Source organism: Streptoverticillium olivoreticuli subsp. olivoreticuli, from assembly GCF_003391135.1.
GTDB lineage: Bacteria > Actinomycetota > Actinomycetes > Streptomycetales > Streptomycetaceae > Streptomyces > Streptomyces blastmyceticus.
The window spans coordinates 3708047-3729460 of sequence record NZ_CP031455.1 but is presented as its reverse complement, the minus strand read 5'-3'; the positions used below and the strand labels follow the sequence as shown (position 1 = coordinate 3729460).

Here is a 21414-nt window from a genome sequence, read left to right as displayed (position 1 = left end):
GCATGAGCACCGCACAGCACGTCGGCACGCGCATCCGTGAGCTCCGCAAGATCCGGAAGATGACGGTCAGGCAGCTCGCGGCCAAGGCGGCGGTCAGTGCGAGCACGTTGCAGAAGTACGAGAGCGGTGATCGCAACCCTCCGGCCGGGGCCATCGCGCAGCTCGCCCAAGCCCTGCACGTCGGGCCCGACAAGATCACCGGGCAGCCGTACATGAACGGTGCGGAGTCCGAGGACCAGGTACAGGCCGTCATCCCGGAACTCCGGCGCATTCTCCTGACCTTCGACAATCCGGACGGCCTCGGTGCCGCGCCCAGACCGCTGCGTGTGCTGGCCGCCGAGATGGAGCACGTGGCGCGGCTGCGGCAGGACGGCCGCTACGTACCGATGGGGCCGCTGTTGCCGAGGCTCCTGTCCGAGCTCACGCATGTCGCGCTCGACTCGCGGGGCCGTGAGCAGCAGCAGGCGTTCTGGTGGCTGGCCCGCGGCTACCGCGCGACCAACAGTCTTGCCCACAAGCTCGGTTACCACGACCTCTCCCTGACCGCGATCGAGCGCGTCCGCTGGGCGGCCGACCGGTCCGGCGACAGTCTCATGCAAGTGACCGCCGCCTACCTCAAGGCCGGTGCGATGGTGCGCCTCGGCACCTTCGCGTCCGCCCGGCGGGTGCTGGAGGGACTGGCCGACGAGGTCGAGCGGCTCGGCTCCGAAGGGTCCATGTCCGACGCCCAGTTGGCGATCCAAGGAGCCGTTTACCTCAAGCTGGCCATCCTCGAAGCGCGCGACGGCCGCCCTGCTCGGGCGCAGCAACGACTGGCCGAGGCGCGGGCGTGCTCGGCGTTGCTGCGGAGCGACACCGAGCACTACGAGATGTCGTTCGGGCCGACGAACGTGCGGATCCACGAGGTGGCCATGCTCATCGACTCCGGCGACAACGGGCGGGCCCTCGCGAAGCTGCGGGAGTGGGGCGCCGAGCAGGGGCGCGACGAGTGGGGCCTGCCGGACGGCATCGCCGCGGAGCGGGTGTCGCATCACCACATCGACGTCGCGGCGGCGCGGGTCGCCGAAGGGGACCGCGCGGGGGCGCACCAGGATTTGCTGAAGGCTCGGCGGATCGCCCCGAACCATTCCCGGTTCCACCCGACGCTGCGGTCGACGGCCGCGACGTTGGTGCGGTTGGACCGGGGCCAGGACGATGCCGTCGCCGGGTTCGCCCGCTGGGCGGGCGTATGACCTCCGGTCAAGCGGAACAGCGGAAAATCATCCCCACTTTTTGTGGGTAACCACCCCCTTGCCCTCGGCACGATGACCTTGCCAAGGCCACCCACCACCGAACGGCGAGGAACCCCCATGCCCGACCTCATCGACGCCGGCCACATCAACCGCACCATCGACCGAGCCGTCACAACTGACGTACTGCCGACGCACGCAGAGCTCAACGCGCTCGAAGCGGAGCTTCGGCAGCACATCCGCGACCTGATGCCCGTCGTCGACGCGCAGACCACTGCCATGAGCCCCACGACCAAGGACTGGGCCATGCGACGCTTCACGCTCGCTTGCGCCCGCGCCGTGCTCCTCGACGGGCCCGGCGCCGGGCTGCGGTCCGCCGCCGAGCACGTGGACAGCCTCGCCCACGTCTGCCGGGCCCTGCTCGACCACCGTGGGTGAGCGCCCTTCCGGAGTGGCCTTCCGCGGGCGCCTACCGTTGGCTCGCGGCTTGCCTGCCCTCCACCGGAGAGGAAGCCTGGGTACGGGACGAGCCCGCGCTCGTCCTCACCGGCAGCCGCTTCGACGCCGTCCGGCTGCCCTTCGCCCAGGCCCATGCGCGGGCAGCCGTCGAGGTGTTCCGTGCGTACGGGATCCGGTCCGCCGTCATCGCGGACCCGCCGCACCACGCGTACTACGCCCTCGTCCCACCCGACGGCTCGGCGCCCCGCCACGTCCGCGTACCCGCTCCCCACCGAGCGGACCCGCCCGGCGCGTACTGGCTGCCGGCCCCACCGGACGGCGACGACGCGTTGTGCGACCCCGATAGCGTACGAAAGCTGACGGAAGTCAGTCGCTCGTGCCTGTGAGGGCCGTGGCGGGTGCCGTCTTCTCGCGGCGGTTCGCCGAGGTGCGGACCGCGGTCAGTTGGAGCAGCAGGCCGATCAGTGCCGCGCCCGCCGCCCACAGGGGGAGCGCCGAGCCGTCCCAGCCCAGAGAGAAGGCCACGCCGCCCAGGCCGGAGCCGACCGCGCTGCCCAGGTAGAGGGCGGATTCGTTGAGGGCGACGGCCACCGGGCCGCCCTTCTCCCCGCGGGCCTCCAACAGGTCGTTCTGCTGTGGCACTTGGAGGGCCCAGCCCACCGCGCCCCAGACGGCGATCGGGGCGAGTGCGACGAGCGGGTGGATCGACGCCGTGAAGCGGACGGCGAGCAGGGCCAGGACCAGCAGCGCCAGGATGCCGACGACGAGGGTGTAGGGGCAGCGGACCCGGTCCACGAGGGTGCCGATGAGGACGCTGCCCACCACGCCGCCGATGCCCCAGGCCCACAGGTACGGGGTGATGCCCTCCACCCCGCCCATGCTCTCGGACTCCATGACCGGCGCGAAATAGGTGTACAGGCCGAGGCTCGCGACCGCGGCGAAGAAGGAGACGCCGACGATGGAGGCGACCCTCGGGTCGGTGATGACCTGGGCGCGCTGCTTCAGCGACACCGACGCGGCGGCGGGCAGGGCCGGCAGCCACAGGGCCAGTCCGGCGAAGGAGACGAGGCCGATGGCGGTCACCAGCCACAGAGTGGTGCGCCAGCCGCTGTGGTCGGCGATGAAGACGCCGGCAGGCACGCCGAGGACCGTGCCCGAGCTCATGCCGCCCATGATCACGGCGAGGGCGCGGCCCCGCCGCTCCTTGTCCACCAGCGAGGCGGCGGCCGCCGCGGCGAGCGCCAGATAGAGACCGGCGCCGACGCCCGCGAAGGCGCGGGTGACGAGCAGCACCGGGAGCGAGCCGGCGAGCGCGCTGCCGGCGTTGGCGAGGGCGAAGACGGCGAGGGAGGCCAGGAGCCCGACGCGTACGCGGGACGCGGAGAGCAGGGTGGCGAAGACCGGGGACGCGATGGCGTAGGCCAGGGTGAACGTGGTGACCATCTGGCCCGTCGCGGAGACGGACGAGTCGAAGTCATCGGCGATCACCGGTAGCAGACCGGCCGTCACGTAGGCGTCGAGACCGAGCGCGAAGGCGCCGAGCCCGAGGAGGTAGACGAGTTTCACCGGGTCTCCAATGTACGGTGGTCGCGGTACATGGGTACATGATCAGTGAATGCGCCGTCATGGCAAGCCCGGGGAGGAAATCCAGCCGATCCGCGTGCGACCCGCCGTGCGATCCTTGAGAGGTGCGCCGCTACTTCCACCCAGAGCCCGGGAACATCCACCTGCCCGAGGTGCTGTTCGCATTGAGCGATGCCACCCGGCTCGGCATCGCCGTGGCTCTGTCGGACGGCGGCGAGCGCACAGCAGGGGAACTGGGCGGCGACATCGCCAAGTCGACGATGACCCACCACCTGAAGATCCTCAGGGAAGCGGGCGTGCTCCGCGTCCGCTCGGAGGGCACGCGCTGCTTCAACTCGCTGCGCTTGGAGGATCTGGAGACCCTCTACCCGGGCCTTCTCGGCCAGTTGCTCGGCACGGCTGTGAAGTGCGGCTATACGTCGGCGGATGCGCATCGGTGACGTCCGGCGGTTTTCCCACCCCGCCCCTTCCCGGCTGCATCCGATATGCGGCTTCGCCGCGTGAGGGGCTCCGCCCCAGACCCCGGACCGCGCTGGCGCGTGGTGTCCTCAAACTCCCCCAGCTACCGCTGGGAGGTGCCCCCACGGGCTGGATTTCGCGGACCGTAACCAGCGAATCCAGCCCGTCCGGCGTTTGAGGACGCGCCCGCAGGGCGCTCCCGCCGCAGGCGGCAACGCACCCGCACGATCAAGCCCGGCGCAACCCCCGCAGCACCAAGTCGCAGACCGCCTCGAACGCCGCGTCGATCCCAGGGCGGAACCACTCCGCCGCATACGCCGGGTCGTGGAAGCGGTTCGTCGCGTCCCAGATCGCGCGGGCCGTGGGCGCGGGGTCGACAGCGATGAACTCGCCGTCGCGCACGCCGCCTTCGACGATCCGCGCGAGCTGCTCGATCATCGTCTCGATGTGCCGGTCGACCACGGCGCTGTTCTCGCCTACGAGGACCATGTACGTGGCGAACAGCTCGGGGTCGTCGCCCGCCTTGTGCCGCTTCGCGGCGAAGAGCCCGGCGAGCCACTCGCGCAGGCGCGGCTCGGCGGGGCCCTCCGCGTCGGCGAAGGCGGACAGCGCGGTGTGCGACTGGTCGAGCCAGCGCTGGGTCACCGCCTCGCGGAGGGCGGCCTTGCTGCCGAAGTGGCGGTAGACGCTGCCGTGACTGACACCCAGGGCCCGCGCCACGTCGACCACGGTGGCCTTGGCCGGGCCGTAGCGGCGCAGCACGTCCTCGGTGGTTTCCAGGATGCGGGCGGGGGTCAGGGTCTCGGGCGGCATCGGGGCGTACGGCCTTTCCATGAGGGACGAGGGCGCGGGGAGCCCCCCGTAGTGACCGTACCTGCTCACTTCTCGCTGTCGAGGTGTGCCATCTGGTCCGTCGGGTAGCGGTCGCCCGCCGCCGCGCCGGCCGGGACGGCCCGCTCGATGGCGGCGAGGTCGGCCGCCTCCAGCTTGACGTCGAGTGCGCCCAGCGCCTCCGTGAGGCGGTCGCGGCGACGGGCGCCGACCAGGGGGACGATGTCCTCGCCGCGCGAGAGGACCCAGGCGATGGCGGTCTGGGCGACGGTCGCGCCCTTCGCCTCGGCGACCGCGCGGAGCGCGTCGACGAGGTCCAGGTTGTGCTGGAGGTTCTCGCCCTGGAAGCGCGGGCTCATGCCGCGGAAGTCGTTCGCGGCGAGCTGCCGGTCGCGGGTGAAGTGGCCGCTGATCAGGCCGCGCGAGAGCACGCCGTACGCGGTGACGCCGATGCCCAGCTCGCGCAGGGTGGGCAGGATGTCGTCCTCGATGCCGCGCGAGATCAGGGAGTACTCGATCTGGAGGTCGGAGATCGGGGCGACGGCGGCGGCCCGTCGGATGGTCTCGGAGTTCACTTCGGAGAGGCCGATGTGCCGGACGTGCCCGGCCTCGACCAGCTCCGCGATGGCGCCGACGGTCTCCTCGATCGGGACGTTCGGGTCGAGGCGGGCGAGGCGGTAGACGTCGATGTGGTCGGTGCCGAGGCGCTGGAGCGAGTAGGCGGCGAAGTTCTTCACGGCGTCGGGCCTGCCGTCGACTCCGGTGAAGCCGCCCTCGACGGTGCGCAGGGCGCCGAACTTGACGCTGGTGAGCGCCCGCTCGCGGGTGCCCGCGGGGGCGGTGCGCAGCGCCTCGTTGATGAGCAGTTCGTTGTGGCCCATGCCGTAGAAGTCGCCGGTGTCGATCAGGGTGACGCCCGCGTCGAGGGCGGCGTGGATCGTGGCGATCGACTCGGCGCGGTCGGCGTCGCCGTAGAGGGCGGACATGCCCATCGCGCCGAGACCGAGAGCGGATACCTGGGGGCCGGTGGTGCCGAGGGTGCGGTGCTGCACGGGGGACTCCTCTTACAGGGGTACGGGGGACATCAGAAGAGTGACACATGGACTGACAGATTTCAATATCTGTCAGTCCATGTGTCGGCTCCGCCCCTCGATCCCCGGCTTCGGAGACCCTCGGGGGCGATTTCAGGCCATCGTGCGCGGCAGTCGCAGGCTCAGCAGGACCGACACGGCCACCGCCACCAGTTGCACCGCCAACGTCACCGCCAGCGCGTCCCGCATCCCCATCGAGGGGGTCAGCGAGAGGAACAGCGACCCCAGCGTGGCCACCCCCAGCGCCATGAACGACTGCTGCGTGGTCACCATCACCCCGCCGCCGACCCCCGCCTGCGCCACCGGCACCTCGCTCAGCACGACCCGCAGCGTCAGCGGCAGCAGCAGCCCCTGGCCCAGCCCCTGCACGGCCAGCGCGGGCCCCGGGCCCCACGCGCCCAGGCCGTCCCAGCCCCAGTAGAAGGTCGCGGCCACGCCCAGCAGCCCCGCGGCCTGGATCAGCGTCCCGGCCGTCACCGCGCGCCGCCCGTACCGCGCCGCCAGCCGCGGACCGAGCAGCGAACCGGCGAAGAACGTCACGCACATCGGTACCAGCGCCAGCCCCGCGGCCATCGGACCCAGCCGCAGCCCCTCCTGGAGCGCCACCGCGAGGACGAACATGAAGCCGCCCCAGCCGAGCGAGAACGGCACGAGCAGCGCGAGACCGCTGTGCACCGAGCGGATCCGCAGCAGCGACGGCGGCACCAGCGGCGTCCGCCCGGCCCGCTCCTCACCCCGCTCGACCAGCAGGAACGACACCGCCGCCACCGGGAAGACGGCCAGCAGCGCCCACGACCACACCGGCCAGCCCGCCGCCCGGCCCTCCGTCAGCGGCAGCAGCAGCGACACCAGCGTCAGCGACAGCAGGACCGTGCCCCGCCCGTCCACCCGCGTCGGGTGCTCCGAGCGCGTCTCCGGCACCGTACGCACCGCCAGCAGCAGCGCGGCCACCGCGACCGGCGCGTTCACCAGGAAGATCGACCGCCAGCCGGTGCCCGCGATGTCGACGGAGACCAGCACACCGCCGAGCACCTGGCCGACCGCGCTGGCGATCCCGGCCGTGCCGCTGTACAGGCTCAGCGCCTTGGTACGGCGCGCGCCCCGCGTCGTCGCCTGGATCGTGGCCAGCACCTGGGGCAGCATCAGCGCGGACGCGGCGCCCTGCGCGACCCGGGCCGCGACCAGCGTCCAGGCGTCCGGGGCCAGCCCGCACGCCACGGAGGTCACCCCGAAGGCGGCCGTACCCCACAGGAACAGCCGCCGCCGGCCGACCATGTCGCCCAGCCGGCCGCCGAGCACGAGCAGGACGGCGTACGCGACGCCGTAGCCGCCCACCACCATCTCCAGCAGCGCCGGGCCCGCGTGCAGATCGTGGTCGATGGTGGGGAGGGCGACGTTGACGATGAAGAAGTCGACCATCGGCAGAGCGGCGCCGATGAGCACCGTGAAGAGTCCCAGGGGACGGAGGACAGGGCTCGGTTCGGTGGCGGCGACGGCCGCCGGGGCTATCGGGGGTATTCGGGTTTCGCTCACACAGGAGACGATGCCCACTCGCTCAGACAGGTACCAGAGTCTCCTTATCCTGGTACAAGAACTACCTGCCAACCGGCTGGAGATTCCGGCATCCTGGAGCCATGACCACGATGGTGCACGAGCGCGGACCCGCCGCCCCGGCGCGCACGGCGGACGACGTACGGCGCGGCGAGCTCGCCGCCTTCCTGCGCAGCCGCCGCGAGCGCATCACCCCCGAACAGGCGGGCCTCCCGCGCGGACCCCGCCGCCGCACCCCGGGCCTGCGCCGCGAGGAGGTCGCCCACCTCGCCGCCGTCGGCGTCACCTGGTACACCTGGCTGGAGCAGGCGCGCGACATCAAGGTCTCCGCGCAGGTGCTCGACGCCATCGCCCGCGCGCTCATGCTCGACCTGGGCGAGCGCAGCCACCTCTTCGCCCTCGCGAACTCGACCGATCCCCTGCCGGGCACGGAGTGCGCCGGGGTGCCGTCCTCGATCCGCCTGATGCTGGATCAGCTGGAGCCGTTCCCCGCCTGCGTGCAGAACGCGCGGTACGACATCCTCGCGTACAACCGCCCCTACGGGCAGCTGATGTGCGACCTCGACGCCCTCCCCCGCGAGGAGCGCAACTGCATGTGGCTCGCCTTCATGAACCCCGAGTGGCGCGCGAGCCTCGTCGACCGCGACGAGTCGGTCCGGGTCATGGCCGCCAAGTTCCGTGCGTCGATGGCCGAAAACCTCGCGGATCCGGCCTGGAAGTGCCTGCTCAAGCGGCTCCAGGACGAATCACCGGAGTTCCGCGAGATCTGGGACCGGCACGAGGTCCTCCGCTTCGCCGAACGGACGAAGGCGTTCCGTCAGTCGCGGGTGGGGTTGCTGCGCCTCGACTACACGAGCTTGTGGCTGGGGCCGAACGCGGGCGCGAAGCTTCTCGCTTATACGCCGGCGGATGAGGAGTCGCGGGGGCGGCTGGAGCGTTTGCGCGAGCTGTACGTGTAGGTCTGCGCGCGGTTGGGTGCGGGTCCGTTGCCGCCCGCAGGGCCGCACCCGAACTCGACCGGGGCCCGGGGCGGAGCCCCACCGCGGAGCCCCAGGTCAGAGCCCCTCGTCGGCGAGCCGCGCAGCGATCCGGTCCAGTACAGCGAGGTCATCCGGCGGCAGTGCCAGCAGTGCCGCCGGCGGCGTGCCCAGAATGCGATTCGCCCGCTCCGCCGCGGAGCGGCCCGTCTCCGTCACCGACACGATCTTCGACCGCCGGTCCGCCGGGTTCGCGGTGCGTTCCACCAGGCCGCGGCTCTCCAGGTCGTCCACGACCAGCGTCGCGTACGGGCGGTCGGTCAGCAGCTGGTCGGCCAGTTCCCGCAGGGTCACCGGTTCCCGGGCGATCCGGCGCAGCGCCTTGACGCGGAAGAAGCTCATGCCGAGCGCCTCGACGACGTCCTTGCGCCGTTCGTTGCCGCCGAGGACGATCTCCCGGAGGTTCGCCCAGGCGCGCTCGGCGGTCGCCGTGGTGGTGTCGTGCGTGCTCATGGTGGTGTCACCGGGATCCTGATCTCGTGGGGAGCGAGGCGGCGGCCGGTCGCGTGCTGCCCGGGCCGAGGCGGGCGGCGGCGCGTTCGGCGGTGCCGGTGGCCCAGCGGCCGGTGGTGATCGTACCGAGCAGCAGGACGGCCAGTCCGCACGCGGCGATGATCCACCAGCCCGTGAGCCGCAGCCCGGCGGCGACCGCCGCGCCGATCACGGCGACGCCGAGCGACTGGCCGACCTGGCGGCTGGTGGAGACGATCGCGGCGGCGACCCCGGCGCGGGAGCGCGGCATGCCGGAGACCGCGGTGTTGGTGATGGGGGCGTTGACCAGGCCGAAGCCGATGCCGAAGAGGACGTACGCCGTGAACAGCGCCGCGTCGGTCGACTGTGCGTCGAAGGCGGCGAACATCAGGCCGCTGGCCGTCATCGCCGTACCGCCCAGGACGAGCGGCAGCCGGGGCCCGCGCGCGCTGACCAGGCGTCCCGACAGCGGGCCGCAGACCAGGGTCATGGCGGCCATCGGCAGCATGAACAGCCCGGCGTGGAGGGCGGACAGACCGCGCCCGTTCTGGAGGTAGAGGGTGTTGAGGAAGAGGAAGCCGCCGAGCGCGGCGAAGGCGCTCACGCCGATCGCGGTGGCCCCGCTGAAGGGCACGCTGCGGAAGAAGCCCAGCTCGACGAGTGGTTCGTGCCGCCTCTTCTCGTACGTCAGCAGCCCGGCGAGCGAGCCGAGGGCGAGTGCGAAGCAGCCGAGGATCAGCGGTGAGGTCCAGCCCGCGGCGGAGCCCTCGATGATTCCGTAGGTCACCGAGCCGAGCAGCGCGATCACCAGCAGCTGGCCGACGGGGTCGGGCCTGCGGGGCTTCGGGGCGCGGGACTCGGGGACGAAGCGGGCGGTCATGACCAGGGCGAGCAGCCCGACCGGCAGGTTGATCCAGAAGATCGAGCGCCAGCCGACCGATTCGACGAGCGCGCCGCCGACGATGGGCCCGGCGGCCATGCTGATGCCGACGACACCGCCCCACACGCCGATCGCGCGGGCCCGTTCCCTCGGGTCGGTGAAGGTGTTGGTGATGATCGACATCGCGACCGGGTTGAGCATCGAGCCGCCGACCGCCTGGACCATCCGGAAGGCGATCAGCCAGCCGAGCCCGGGGGCCAGGCTGCACAGCAGGGATCCGGCGGTGAAGAGCGTCAGGCCGATCTGGAATATCCGTCTGCGGCCGATCCGGTCGGCGGTCGAGCCGCCCAGCATCAGCAGCGAGGCCAGCACGAGGGTGTAGGCGTCGATCGTCCACTGGAGGCCGGAGACCGAGGTGTGCAGCTCCTTCTGCATCGACGGCAGCGCCACGTTGAGGATCGTGTTGTCGAGACTGACGATCAGCAGACTCGTGCAGCAGATCGCCAGGACGAGCAGCCGTCGGCGGCGGGAGAGCTCTGGCATGCGGCAGCACCTCGGGTAGTTGTATTCGTCTAATGATTTAAAGAGTACAACTAAATGAGGTGGATGGGTACGCGACAATGGGTGGCATGACGAACGACGCCGCCACGCCCCTCCAGATCGGCCCGCACACCGTGTGGCCGCCGGTGGTGCTCGCCCCCATGGCGGGGATCACCAACGCGCCCTTCCGCACGCTGTGCCGGGAGTTCTCCGGCGGCAAGGGGCTCTTCGTCAGCGAGATGATCACCACCCGGGCCCTGGTCGAGCGGGACGCCAAGACCATGCGCCTGATCCACTTCGACGGCACCGAGAAGCCGCGCTCCATCCAGCTCTACGGGGTGGACCCGGAGACCGTCGGCAAGGCCGTCCGCATGATCGTGGACGAGGACCTCGCCGACCACGTCGACCTCAACTTCGGCTGCCCGGTCCCCAAGATCACCCGCAAGGGCGGCGGCTCGGCGCTCCCGTACAAGCGGAACCTGCTGCGCTCCATCCTGCGGGAGGCCGTCGGCAACGCCGGCTCGCTGCCCGTCACGATGAAGATGCGCAAGGGCATCGACGACGACCACATGACCTATCTCGACGCCGGGCGGATCGCCGTCGAGGAGGGCGTCACGGCCATCGCGCTGCACGGCCGCACGGCCGCCCAGCACTACGGCGGCACCGCCGACTGGGACGCCATCGCGCGGCTGAAGGAGACCGTCACCGAGATACCGGTCCTCGGGAACGGCGACATCTGGTCGGCGGAGGACGCCGTGCGCATGATGCGCGAGACCGGCTGCGACGGCGTCGTGGTCGGCCGCGGCTGCCTGGGCCGGCCCTGGCTCTTCGGCGACCTGGTGGCCGCCTTCGAGGGCGGCGGCGCGCCCGCGGCGCCGGTCTTCAAGGAGGTCGCCCGCGTCATGGTGCGCCACGCGGAGCTGCTGGGGGAGTGGCTGGAGAGCGAGGAGCGCGGCGTCATCGACTTCCGCAAGCACGTCGCCTGGTACACCAAGGGCTTCTCGGTCGGCTCCGACCTGCGCAAGAAGCTGGCCGTCTCCTCCTCCCTGGACGAGCTGTCCGCTCTTCTGAGCGAGGTCGACGGTGACCAGGCGTGGCCCATCGGCGCGGATGGGCCGCGCGGCCGTACGTCAGGGCGCAACCGGGTCGTTCTGCCGGACGGGTGGCTGGACGACCCGTACGACTGCGCGTCCGTGGGCGCGGACGCGGAGCTCGATACGTCGGGCGGCTGAGGGTCTCGCCGTTGCCGCCTGCGGCGGGGGCGGCCTTGGGGGTCCCCCCGTCCGGCGATTGAGGACAGCGCGCGAAGCGTGCTTCGGGGCCTGGGGCGGAGCCCCGGTTTCGGGGGGTCGGGTGGCGTGATTCTCGCCACCTCTGATCATGGTTGCGCTCAGATGAGCGGCTGGAAAGCGGCGGTACCTTTCTGAAGGGTGGCACTGGGTGCCACCCTTCTTGCGTTCATTACTTGACGACCCGCCTCTTGATCCATCGACGCTGCGTGACCTTGCGGATTCGGCTTGTCATCCTTGGTTCAAGTGTTGAATGAGCGGGATTCGGCCTCTTTCCCGGGCCTTGACTTTCGATCTGCTGGCAGACGGGTGGTTACGGCCCTATGACCGTGGAGTGGACCTCCTCAAAAGCCTTCGATCTGGGTACGCTCCCCGCCGTCAGCATCGTTTGAGCAGCCTTCCCCTCACCTGTGTACGGGGGGACCCCAGTGAGGAGTCGAGTCCCGTGCCGGAAACCCAAGATCGCCAGAAGTTCGTCTACGACTTCACCGAGGGCAACAAGGACCTCAAGGACCTGCTCGGCGGGAAGGGCGCCAACCTCGCCGAGATGACCAACCTCGGCCTGCCCGTCCCGCCCGGCTTCACCATCACCACCGAGGCGTGCAAGGTCTACCTCGCCAGCGGCCACGAGCCCGCGGCACTGCGTGACGAGGTATCCGCCCACCTCGAGGCCCTCGAGGCCGGGATGGGCAAGAAGCTCGGCCAGGCCGACGACCCGCTGCTGGTCTCCGTCCGCTCGGGCGCCAAGTTCTCCATGCCCGGCATGATGGACACCGTCCTCAACATCGGCCTCTCCGACGCCTCGGTCACCGGGCTCGCCGCCCAGGCCGGCGACGAGCGGTTCGCCTGGGACTCCTACCGCCGCCTCATCCAGATGTTCGGCAAGACCGTCCTGGGCGTCGACGGCGAGCTCTTCGAGGAGGCGCTCGACGAGGCCAAGCGGGCCAAGGGCGTCACCACCGACATCGACCTCGACGCCGCGGACCTCCGGCGGCTCGTGGCGGAGTTCAAGGACATCGTCTCCAAGGAGACCGGCCGGGACTTCCCGCAGGAGCCGCGCGAGCAGATGGACCTCGCCATAAGGGCCGTCTTCGAGTCGTGGAACACCGACCGCGCCAAGCTCTACCGCCGCCAGGAGCGCATCCCCGGCGACCTGGGCACCGCCGTCAACATCTGCTCGATGGTCTTCGGCAACCTCGGCCCCGACTCCGGCACCGGCGTCGCCTTCACCCGCGACCCCGCCAGCGGCCACCAGGGCGTCTACGGCGACTACCTCCAGAACGCCCAGGGCGAGGACGTCGTCGCGGGCATCCGCAACACCGTGCCGCTCGCCGACCTGGAGCGGATCGACAAGGCCTCGTACGACCAGCTGATCCAGATCATGGAGACGCTGGAGACGCACTACAAGGACCTCTGCGACATCGAGTTCACCATCGAGCGCGGCAAGCTCTGGATGCTCCAGACCCGCGTCGGCAAGCGCACCGCGGGCGCGGCCTTCCGCATCGCGACCCAGCTGGTGGACCAGGGCCTGATCGACGAGGCCGAGGCGCTCCAGCGGGTGACGGGCGCCCAGCTGGCGCAGCTGATGTTCCCCCGCTTCGACGAGAAGGCCAAGACCGACCTGCTGGGCCGGGGCATCGCCGCCTCCCCGGGCGCCGCGGTCGGCAAGGCCGTCTTCGACTCCTACACCGCCGTGAAGTGGTCCCGGTCCGGCGAGAAGGTCATCCTGATCCGCCGCGAGACCAACCCCGACGACCTCAACGGCATGATCGCCGCCGAGGGCATCCTCACCTCGCGCGGCGGCAAGACCTCGCACGCCGCCGTCGTCGCCCGCGGCATGGGCAAGACCTGTGTCTGCGGCGCCGAGGAGCTGGAGGTCGACACCAAGCGGCGCCGGATGACCGCGCCCGGCGGGGTGGTGATCGAGGAGGGCGACGTCGTCTCCATCGACGGCTCCACCGGCAAGGTCTACCTCGGAGAGGTCCCGGTCGTGCCGTCCCCGGTCGTCGAGTACTTCGAGGGCCGGATGCACGCGGGCGCCGACGACGCCGACGAGCTGGTCCAGGCCGTCCACCGGATGATGGCCTACGCCGACCGGATGCGCCGGCTGCGCGTACGGGCCAACGCCGACAACGCCGAGGACGCCGCCCGCGCCCGCCGCTTCGGCGCCCAGGGCATCGGCCTGTGCCGCACTGAGCACATGTTCCTCGGCGAGCGGCGCGAGATGGTCGAGCGGCTCATCCTCGCCGACACCGACGGCGAGCGCGAAGAGGCGCTCGGCGCCCTGCTGCCGCTCCAGAAGGCCGACTTCGTCGAGCTCTTCGAGGCCATGGACGGCCTGCCGGTCACCGTCCGCCTGCTCGACCCGCCGCTGCACGAGTTCCTCCCCGACATCACCGAGCTGTCGGTGCGCGTCGCGCTCGCCGAGGCCCGCGAGGACGCCAACGAGAACGACCTGCGCCTCCTGCAGGCCGTGCACAAGCTCCACGAGCAGAACCCGATGCTGGGCCTGCGCGGCGTCCGGCTCGGCCTGGTCATCCCCGGCCTGTTCGCCATGCAGGTGCGGGCCATCGCCGAGGCCGCGGCCGAGCGCAGGAACGCCAAGGGCGACCCGCGCGCCGAGATCATGATCCCGCTCGTCGGCACGGTCCAGGAGCTGGAGATCGTCCGCGAGGAGGCCGACCGGGTCATCGCCGAGGTCGAGGCCGCCACCGGCACCGAACTCCGGCTGACCATCGGCACGATGATCGAGCTGCCGCGCGCCGCGCTGACGGCCGATCAGATCGCCGAGGCCGCCGAGTTCTTCTCCTTCGGCACCAACGACCTCACCCAGACCGTGTGGGGCTTCTCCCGCGACGACGTCGAGGCGAGCTTCTTCACCGCCTACCTGGAGAAGGGCATCTTCGGCGTCAGCCCCTTCGAGACCATCGACAAGGACGGCGTCGGCTCGCTCGTCCGCTCCGCCGTCAAGGCCGGCCGGGCCACCCGCCCCGACCTCAAGCTCGGCGTCTGCGGTGAGCACGGCGGCGACCCGGAGTCGGTGCACTTCTTCCACGAGGTGGGCCTGGACTACGTCTCCTGCTCGCCGTTCCGCATCCCGGTGGCGCGTCTTGAGGCGGGCCGGGCCGCGGCGATCGGTACGGGCAGCGACAGCCGCTGATCGCGTAGCGGAGCCGCCGCCGGGGCCTTGACGTTCAGCCCCGTCGGCGGCTCTGTCGTATGGTCCGGATGGTTGCTGCCCGGTGGTCGGGTCGTGCCCACCCGTTCCGCCCTGCGGAACGCCTGCCCACAACCTGTGCGTACGCCCCCGAGCGGTAACCCGCACGTAACGCGGGCGTACCCCACCACCCGAACGCTCGCCGCATGGCGAAGGGGCGGCGCCCGTGCGGGAGCGCCGCCCCTCTTAACTCCCCCACCGGGAGTTGTTGCCGCCCGCATCGGCTCGGGCGGCAACTCGCATACTCAGCGGCCGCTTTTTCGCTCGCCACCCCCCACGGGAACGAGCGGGAGCAGCCCTGAGTGCGTGAATAGCATTTCGCTTCCGCGACGTTCCCCGCGAGTCCTTTCAACTGTGGCCAAAAGGACGTGGTAACAGCTCGTATCGGTGTGCATACTCAGTGAGCGGGGGGTGGTTGCGGATGTCTCATGTGGGGGTTTGGTGCTACGCGTCCATTTCACTGGACTCGATCTGGCCCGGTTGCGCCTGGCCGGAGACCCGGACGCACTCTGGGAAACCGTATTGAGTCTGCACCGGCTCCGGGACAAACAAGGCGAGTCGATCTTCGGAGATTGGCGGTCGGAAACCCGGGCCAGGTTGAATGGTGAAACTCGGCTTCTCGCCCCGCTGGTTCCCTCCCGCGGCTATTTTCCGGACTTCCTGACGCCCCCCGAAGGCGTACTGGGACTGGACTCGGGCATGCAGGCGCTGCGCGAGACGCCGCCCGACCGGGTGCACCGGGAGCTGGGCCGGCTCTCCACCGTCCGCACGCTCCCCGCTTGGATACGATCCATGGCGGAGGGCGACTCCCGGGCCTTCGCCAAGCTGACGGGCGCCCTGCACGCCTACCACGAGGCGGCCATAGCCCCCTACTGGAGCCACATACAGGCGCAGATAGAGGGGGACCGCGCGGTGCGCGGCCGGGCCCTGCTGGACGGCGGCGCCGACGCGCTGCTGTCCTCGCTGCCGCCGATGATGCGCTGGCGGGCCCCCGTGCTGGAGGCCGACTACCCGGTGGACCGCGACGTCCACCTCAACGGGCGGGGCCTGTTGCTGGTCCCCTCGTTCTTCTGCCGCCGGACGCCGGTCACCTATCAGAACCCCGACCTGACGCCCGTGCTCGTCTACCCCGTCCGGCACCTGTCGGAGTCCGGGCCGCCCGTGGACGCCCCGCCGCGGTCGCTGGGCAAGCTCGTCGGGCACACCCGCTCGGCCGTGCTCGGCTCCATCGGCGGCGGCTGCACCACCAGCGAACTCGCCCGCCGCGTCGGGGTGTCGGCGGCCTCCGCCAGCCAGCACGCCGGTGTGCTGCGCGAGGCGGGCCTGGTGCTGACCCTGCGCAACGGCAGTGCCGTGATGCACACCCTGACGCCGCTGGGCGCCGCCCTGCTGCGCGGCGGCCACCGTCCCCCGCCGCGCCGCCCTCAGCCGTCGATCCCCGAACGCTCCACCCCCGCGACCATGCTGCAGTCTCCCGGGGGATGACCCCCGGACCCCCAGCCGGGCCGGTCGACTCAGCCGTCGATCCCCGAACGCTCCACCCCCGCGACTATGCTGCAGTCTCCCGGGGGATGACCCCCGGACCCCCAGCCGGGCCGGTCGACTCAGCCGTCGATCCCCGAACGCTCCACCCCCGCGACTATGTAGCGCTGGAGCAGCAGGAAGACCAGCAGCAGCGGCACGATCGACACGGCCGCGGCGACGAACAGTTCGTGGATGTTGACCGTCTGCGCCGTGGTGAACGTCGACAGGGCGACCTGCACCGTCCACGCGTCGCGGTCCTGGCCGATGACCAGCGGCCACAGGAAGGCGTTCCAGGCGCCGATGAAGACGATCGTGCCCACCGCCGCGAACACCGGGCGCGCGTTGGGCACCACGACCCGCCAGTACGTCCGCCACGGGCCGAGACCGTCCACCTGGGCGGCGTCCTCCAGCTCCCGGGGGAAGCCCAGGAAGTACTGGCGGAAGACGAAGCAGGCGAAGGCGCTGAACAGCGTCGGCACGATCAGCCCGCGCAGCGTGGAGATCCAGCCGAGCGAGGAGACGAGCACGAAGGACGGCACGAAGGTGACCGCCGCCGGGACCATGAGGGTGCCCAGGACCGCGTAGAAGACGGCGTTCGCGTGGCGGTAGGGGATCCGGGCCAGGCCGTAGCCGGCCAGTGAGGCGAGCAGCAGGGTGCCGACCGTGGTCGCCACCGCGATCAGCGTGGAGTTCAGCAGCGCGTGCGCCATCGGCACGCTCGGGTCGTCGAACAGCTCCCGCAGGTTCGACCAGTGCAGCTCGCGCGGGAGGAACGTCCAGCCCGGCGCGGTGATGTCCGCCTCCGTGGCCAGCCCGTTCCGCAGGAGGAGGTAGAACGGGATCAGGAACAGCGCGGCCAGCGCGATCAGCAGTACCAGCCGCAGCGCCCGCCCGGCCCGTACGAGGGCGTCGTCCGTCTGCCTCACCCTTCCGCCTCCCGCCTGCCCAGGCCGAACCAGCGCGCCTGCGCCACCGTCACGACCGCGATGATCAGCGCCAGGACCACGGCCCCCGCGCTGCCCAGGCCGAGATTCTGCCCCTGCCCGAGGGCCGTGTAGTAGAGGTAGACCAGGGGCGGCCGGGCGTAGGGCGGATAACCGCGGGCGTCCGACAGGAGGTTATAGAACTCGTCGAACGCCTGGAAGGCGTTGATGACGAGCAGCAGCACCACCGCGACCGACGTGGCGCGCAGCGCCGGGAAGGTGATGTGCCGGAAGGTCTGCCAGCCGGGCCGGGCGCCGTCGACGGCGGCGGCCTCGTACAGCTGCGGCGGGATGCGCTGGAGCCCGGCCAGGAAGAGCACCATGTAGAAGCCCGTCTGGAGCCAGAGCCGCACGGTGACGAGGACCAGCCAGTACCAGGGCGGGTCGGTGGTCGACAGCCAGGCGACCTGGTCGGCGCCGAACCAGCCGAGGACGGTGTTGGCCAGCCCGAACCGCACCCCGTTGAAGATCGACAGCTTCCAGACCAGGGCCGCGACGACATACGAGCACGCGGTCGGCAGAAAGAAAACCGACCGGAAGAATGCGCGCGCGAAGCGCAGCCGGCCCACCGCCAGCGCGAGGCCGAGCGACAGGGCGTAGGTGGCCGGGACGATGAAGGCGGTGAAGACCGTGAAGGTCACCAGGGCGGAGCGGAAAGCGGGTTCACCCAGCACCGCCGTGTAGTTGTCGAGGCCGACGAAGTCCGTCGGCGAGACGGTGTTGTGGGCGTCGAAGAAGCTGAGCCAGACGCTCCAGGCGAGCGGCACATAGGTGAAGAGCGCGAGGCCGAGCGCGAACGGACCGACGAAAATCCAGAACCAGAAGGTCTGATTCCGCTCGCGTGGGGTGGAACGCCGGCGCGTGCTGCCGGGGGTGGCCATTCAGGACTTCTTCCGTACGCGCCGGAGTTCGTCCTCCGTCGTCCGCAGGGCCCCGCGCAACTCGCGCTCGGGGTCGGCGCCGTCCTTGATGATGCGGCTGAGGGCGTCCTGATAGGCGGTTCGGCTCGCCACCGTCCACAACAGGGGCTGCGCGTACCCGTGATCGGCCGTGAAGCGCACCACTTCGGCCGCCGCGCCTTCTTTCAGCCGGCCCGCCTTCGCGGCGAGCGACAGACGGGCCGGTATGTGAAATCCGTAGGAGAGCGCGAAGTCCTCCTGATAGTCGGTGCGGTCGACCCACAGCCACTTCACGTACGCCTTGGCCGCGTCCCGCCGCCTGCCGCGGGTGCTCACCGCCGAGCCGTACGCGCCGACCGGCACGGCCGGCTTGCCCGACGGGCCGTCCGCGGGGAAGGGCAGCACCCCGAAGTCGTCCCCCAGCGCCTTGCGCACCTGGGGCAGCGCCCACAGCCCGGACCACTGCATCGCGGTGAGCCCCTGCACCAGCGCGGAGGGGTCGGACCAGTCCGCGGGCGCGCCCAGCAGCAGCGACTTGTCGGCGTACATCCGGTGGATCTTGCCGAGGGCACGGGCCGCGGCCGGGTCGTCGAACCCGGCCTTCCCGTCGTCGGTGACCAGGGAGAGCCCCGCGGCGTACAGCGGCGTGCCGCCGAGGACGCCCGCGCCGCCGTCGTTGCCCAGGAACAGCCCCTTGGTGCGGGAGTCCGTGAGCCGTTTCGCCGCGTCGACCAGCTCGTCCAGGGTCCGCGGCGGCTTCACTCCCGCCTTGTCCAGCAGGCTCTTGCGGTAGTAGAGCAGCTGGGTGTCGACGACCTGCGGGACCGCCCACACCCGGCCGTCGTACGTCTTGGGCGTGAGGGCCGCCGGGTGGAAGTCGGCGCGCACGCCCTCGACCAGATCGGTGAGGTCGACGACCTGGCCGCCGCGGATCTGGTCCAGCGTCGGCCCGTCGGCCTCGAACACATCGGGCCCCGAGTCCGTCAGCAGCGCGGCCGCGACCTGCTGGTCGTAGGCGCCGGGCCGCCACTGGATCCGCACGTCGGCGTCCTTGTACGCCCCCGCGTACCGCCGCACCGCCTGCTCGGTGCCCGCCTCGCCGTACTGGTGGTACCACTGCGACAGAGCGGCCTTCGAACCCCCGCCGCCGCGCCCGGTGTCGGAACCGCACGCGGCGGCGAGCCCGCCTGTCAGCGCGAGCGCGCCGCCGCCCGTCAGGAGTCGTCTGCGGCTGATCGCCATTTCGCCCGTCCCCTCGCTGTGCCGGCCGTGACCGTACGGCTCAACGATCAACGATGGCGGGGGATTACGACAGAGGCGTTACCGCCGCGTGGCGCTCTTTCCGGCCACGGAGGGCGGCTCCGCGCCGAGGCGGAAGCGCAGGCGGCAGATCACCGCGTCGGTGTCGCGGCGGACGGCGTGGGCCACGACCGCGCCGCGCTGGTTCTGCAGCAGTCGCTGCCACACGTGTGCGGGCTCGACCTCCGGGATCAGCACCGTGACCCGGTTGTCGGGGTGCCGGTCGGACAGCTCGCGCACATAGGCGACGATCGGGCCGCCCAGGGCCCGGGTGGGGGCGGGCAGTTCGACCAGGTCGACGCCCGGGTCCCACAGCTCCCAGTCGCGGCGCAGCGACTCGGCGGCCCGCCGGCCCTCGGCGTCGGGCTGGGCCACGGTCACCGCCACCACCTCGTCGCCGAGCGACACGGCGGCGGTCAGGGCCTTGCTGGTCAGCCGGGACAGCGAGGACACCGGCACGACGACCAGGGAGTGGCAGCGGCGCGGCGCCTCCGGCACCCGGCCCAGCCCCAGCCGGTCGCCGATCCGCCCGTACGCGCGGTGGACCGCCTCGAAGGCCAGCACCATCAGCGGCAGCGCGAGGACGATCAGCCACGCGCCCTCCTCGAACTTCGTCGCGGTGACGACGACGGCCGAGACCCCGGTGAGCAGCGCGCCGAAGCCGTTGAGCAGCGCCTTGCCCCGCCACTTGGGAGAACGTTCCTGCCGCCAGTGCCGGACCATGCCGACCTGGCAGATCGTGAAGCCGACGAAGACGCCGATCGCGAAGAGCGGCACCAGGGTGTTGACGTCACCACCGGAGAAGCCCAGCAGCAGCGCGGACACGGCGGCCAGCGCCAGCACGCCGTGGCGGTGCACCTGGCGGTCGGCCTTGAGGCCGAAGACGTGCGGCAGGTAGTTGTCCCGGGCCAGCAGGCCCATCAGCACGGGCAGCCCGCCGAAGGAGGTGTTCGCCGCCAGCGCCAGCAGCACCACGGTCGCGAACTGCACCACGTAGAAGGCCCAGTTGTGGCCGAGCGAGGCGTCCGCGAGCTGGGCGAGGACGGTGACGCCCTCGACCGGCTGGAGGTGGAAGCGGCCGATGAGCACGGACAGGCCGATCAGCATCACGCCCAGCAGCGCGCCGAGCGCGACCTCCGTGCGCTGGGCCCGCTTGGCGCGCGGGGCGCGGAAGGACGGCACGGCGTTGGCGACGGCCTCGACGCCCGTCAGCGCGGAGCAGCCCGCGGCGAACGCCTTCAGCAGGAGCAGGGCGCCGACCGAGGTGGCGTTGTCGGCGAGCGCGGACGCGTGCCCCGTGGCGGCCTCGGTGCTCGCGGGCGCGGACCGGAACAGGCCCGCCACGACCACCGCGAGGATCGAGCCGATGAACACCGCGGTCGGCACCATGAACCACTTGGCCGACTCCACGATGCCGCGCAGGTTCACGCCGGTGACCAGGGCCAGCACGGCCAGGCAGATCCACAGCCGGTCGCCGTAGAGGGAGGGGAAGGCGGAGGTGAGGGCCGCGACGCCGGCGGTCACGGAGACCGCCACGTTCAGCACGTAGTCCAGCACCAGGGAGGCGGCGGTGACCAGGCTGGTGCGCCGCCCCAGGTGCCGCTTGGCGACCGCGTACGAGCCGCCGCCGTCCGGGAAGGCCGCGATGACCTGCCGGTACGAGGCGACGAGCACGGCCAGCAGCGCCGCGATCGCGAGCGTGACCGGGAGCGTGAACCCGAGACCGTACGCCCCCGCAGCCGCCAGCACCAGCACGATCGACTCCGGCCCGTAGGCGACGGACGCCATCGCGTCGAGCGACAGGGCGGCCAGGCCCTGGGTGGCGGTCAGCCGGTGCCGGTCCTCCTCGGACGGGCGCGCGGCCCCGGTATCGGGCGGTTCCTCGTCGGCCCCGGCGCGCTCGTCCGTATTGGCCACCATGGACATCTTTTGTCGTACCTCCGTGACGTGGGACGGCCAGAGTGCGCCCGGCTCCGACCGGCCGCGCACGGTCTTGGCGGTCTCTTGGCGCTGTTCGGCGGGATCTTCACGCTTTCTTGACGAGCCGGGCGGAAGGGGTGTCAGCGACCCG

General features: G+C 71.4%; 18 protein-coding genes. 8 read left to right on the top strand and 10 right to left on the bottom strand.

Going from position 1 to position 21414, the window contains the following annotated elements:
- Positions 1 to 2 precede the first annotated feature (2 nt).
- From DXZ73_RS16195 to DXZ73_RS16185, 3 genes are all read left to right on the top strand, one after another.
- Positions 3 to 1232: a helix-turn-helix domain-containing protein gene (locus DXZ73_RS16195; RefSeq protein ID WP_116211704.1), complete on the top strand. Its 1230-nt coding sequence runs from the start codon at positions 3 to 5 to the stop codon at positions 1230 to 1232.
- 117 nt (positions 1233 to 1349) lie between these two features.
- The gene (locus DXZ73_RS16190) at positions 1350 to 1667 is read left to right on the top strand and encodes a DUF6415 family natural product biosynthesis protein (protein WP_116211703.1); all 318 of its coding nucleotides are present in this window, start codon (positions 1350 to 1352) and stop codon (positions 1665 to 1667) included.
- On the top strand, positions 1664 to 2074 hold the full coding sequence (locus tag DXZ73_RS16185) for a hypothetical protein (RefSeq protein ID WP_116211702.1): 411 nt from the start codon (positions 1664 to 1666) through the stop codon (positions 2072 to 2074). Before DXZ73_RS16190 ends, DXZ73_RS16185 begins: the two co-directional genes overlap by 4 nt.
- Here the strand turns inward: DXZ73_RS16185 and DXZ73_RS16180 are convergent.
- The gene (locus DXZ73_RS16180; protein WP_205519175.1) at positions 2055 to 3254 is read right to left on the bottom strand and encodes an MFS transporter; all 1200 of its coding nucleotides are present in this window, start codon (positions 3252 to 3254) and stop codon (positions 2055 to 2057) included. The genes DXZ73_RS16185 and DXZ73_RS16180 overlap by 20 nt on opposite strands.
- A gap of 122 nt (positions 3255 to 3376) precedes the next feature.
- Between DXZ73_RS16180 and DXZ73_RS16175 the strand changes: the two genes are divergently transcribed.
- Positions 3377 to 3712 carry an ArsR/SmtB family transcription factor gene (locus DXZ73_RS16175; RefSeq protein WP_116211700.1) on the top strand — a complete coding sequence of 112 codons (336 nt, stop codon included), beginning with the start codon at positions 3377 to 3379 and terminating at the stop codon, positions 3710 to 3712.
- A 247-nt stretch (positions 3713 to 3959) separates the two neighbouring features.
- Here DXZ73_RS16175 and DXZ73_RS16170 read toward each other — a convergent pair whose 3' ends face one another.
- From DXZ73_RS16170 to DXZ73_RS16160, 3 genes are all read right to left on the bottom strand, one after another.
- Positions 3960 to 4544, bottom strand: a complete 585-nt coding sequence (locus DXZ73_RS16170) for a TetR family transcriptional regulator (protein WP_116211699.1) — start codon at positions 4542 to 4544, stop codon at positions 3960 to 3962.
- Positions 4545 to 4609: 65 nt separating this feature from the next.
- Positions 4610 to 5614 (bottom strand): aldo/keto reductase, encoded by a 1005-nt coding sequence (locus tag DXZ73_RS16165; protein ID WP_116211698.1) that lies wholly within the window; start codon positions 5612 to 5614, stop codon positions 4610 to 4612.
- A gap of 132 nt (positions 5615 to 5746) precedes the next feature.
- Positions 5747 to 7186 (bottom strand): MFS transporter, encoded by a 1440-nt coding sequence (locus DXZ73_RS16160; RefSeq protein WP_240351370.1) that lies wholly within the window; start codon positions 7184 to 7186, stop codon positions 5747 to 5749.
- Positions 7187 to 7287: 101 nt separating this feature from the next.
- On the opposite strand from DXZ73_RS16160, the gene DXZ73_RS16155 reads away from it, so the two are divergent.
- Complete coding sequence (locus DXZ73_RS16155) at positions 7288 to 8163, top strand: helix-turn-helix transcriptional regulator (RefSeq protein ID WP_116211697.1); 876 nt, start codon at positions 7288 to 7290, stop codon at positions 8161 to 8163.
- Positions 8164 to 8259: 96 nt separating this feature from the next.
- Here DXZ73_RS16155 and DXZ73_RS16150 read toward each other — a convergent pair whose 3' ends face one another.
- Complete coding sequence (locus DXZ73_RS16150) at positions 8260 to 8694, bottom strand: MarR family winged helix-turn-helix transcriptional regulator (protein ID WP_116211696.1); 435 nt, start codon at positions 8692 to 8694, stop codon at positions 8260 to 8262.
- 7 nt (positions 8695 to 8701) lie between these two features.
- Positions 8702 to 10135, bottom strand: a complete 1434-nt coding sequence (locus DXZ73_RS16145; protein ID WP_116211695.1) for an MFS transporter — start codon at positions 10133 to 10135, stop codon at positions 8702 to 8704.
- Positions 10136 to 10221: 86 nt separating this feature from the next.
- Here DXZ73_RS16145 and dusB point away from each other — a divergent pair, with 86 nt between their 5' ends.
- From dusB to DXZ73_RS16130, 3 genes are all read left to right on the top strand, one after another.
- A complete protein-coding gene (gene dusB / locus DXZ73_RS16140; protein ID WP_116215652.1) occupies positions 10222 to 11364 on the top strand; it encodes a tRNA dihydrouridine synthase DusB in 1143 nt (380 codons plus the stop codon).
- A gap of 502 nt (positions 11365 to 11866) precedes the next feature.
- Positions 11867 to 14581, top strand: coding sequence for a pyruvate, phosphate dikinase (gene ppdK, locus DXZ73_RS16135; RefSeq protein WP_116211694.1), 2715 nt, complete (start codon positions 11867 to 11869; stop codon positions 14579 to 14581).
- A 498-nt stretch (positions 14582 to 15079) separates the two neighbouring features.
- Positions 15080 to 16123: an ArsR/SmtB family transcription factor gene (locus DXZ73_RS16130; protein ID WP_116215651.1), complete on the top strand. Its 1044-nt coding sequence runs from the start codon at positions 15080 to 15082 to the stop codon at positions 16121 to 16123.
- Between the two features lie 119 nt (positions 16124 to 16242).
- Here the strand turns inward: DXZ73_RS16130 and DXZ73_RS16125 are convergent, their stop codons facing one another.
- From DXZ73_RS16125 to DXZ73_RS16110, 4 genes are all read right to left on the bottom strand, one after another.
- Entirely contained in the window at positions 16243 to 17088 is an 846-nt protein-coding gene (locus tag DXZ73_RS16125) for a carbohydrate ABC transporter permease (protein WP_116211693.1), read from the bottom strand.
- Complete coding sequence (locus DXZ73_RS16120) at positions 17085 to 18026, bottom strand: carbohydrate ABC transporter permease (protein WP_116211692.1); 942 nt, start codon at positions 18024 to 18026, stop codon at positions 17085 to 17087. Before DXZ73_RS16120 ends, DXZ73_RS16125 begins: the two co-directional genes overlap by 4 nt.
- Positions 18027 to 19286: an ABC transporter substrate-binding protein gene (locus tag DXZ73_RS16115; protein ID WP_116211691.1), complete on the bottom strand. Its 1260-nt coding sequence runs from the start codon at positions 19284 to 19286 to the stop codon at positions 18027 to 18029.
- Positions 19287 to 19364: 78 nt separating this feature from the next.
- The gene (locus tag DXZ73_RS16110) at positions 19365 to 21269 is read right to left on the bottom strand and encodes an APC family permease (protein ID WP_116211690.1); all 1905 of its coding nucleotides are present in this window, start codon (positions 21267 to 21269) and stop codon (positions 19365 to 19367) included.
- Positions 21270 to 21414 lie beyond the last annotated feature (145 nt).

Coding starts and splice junctions, on each gene's coding strand:
- DXZ73_RS16150 (WP_116211696.1), bottom strand. CDS start 8,694: ATGAGCACGCACGACACCACCACGGCGACCGCCGAGCGCGCCTGGGCG.
- DXZ73_RS16190 (WP_116211703.1), top strand. CDS start 1,350: ATGCCCGACCTCATCGACGCCGGCCACATCAACCGCACCATCGACCGA.
- DXZ73_RS16110 (WP_116211690.1), bottom strand. CDS start 21,269: ATGTCCATGGTGGCCAATACGGACGAGCGCGCCGGGGCCGACGAGGAA.
- DXZ73_RS16145 (WP_116211695.1), bottom strand. CDS start 10,135: ATGCCAGAGCTCTCCCGCCGCCGACGGCTGCTCGTCCTGGCGATCTGC.
- dusB (WP_116215652.1), top strand. CDS start 10,222: ATGACGAACGACGCCGCCACGCCCCTCCAGATCGGCCCGCACACCGTG.
- DXZ73_RS16170 (WP_116211699.1), bottom strand. CDS start 4,544: ATGCCGCCCGAGACCCTGACCCCCGCCCGCATCCTGGAAACCACCGAG.
- DXZ73_RS16115 (WP_116211691.1), bottom strand. CDS start 19,286: ATGGCGATCAGCCGCAGACGACTCCTGACGGGCGGCGGCGCGCTCGCG.
- DXZ73_RS16120 (WP_116211692.1), bottom strand. CDS start 18,026: ATGGCCACCCCCGGCAGCACGCGCCGGCGTTCCACCCCACGCGAGCGG.
- DXZ73_RS16195 (WP_116211704.1), top strand. CDS start 3: ATGAGCACCGCACAGCACGTCGGCACGCGCATCCGTGAGCTCCGCAAG.
- DXZ73_RS16155 (WP_116211697.1), top strand. CDS start 7,288: ATGACCACGATGGTGCACGAGCGCGGACCCGCCGCCCCGGCGCGCACG.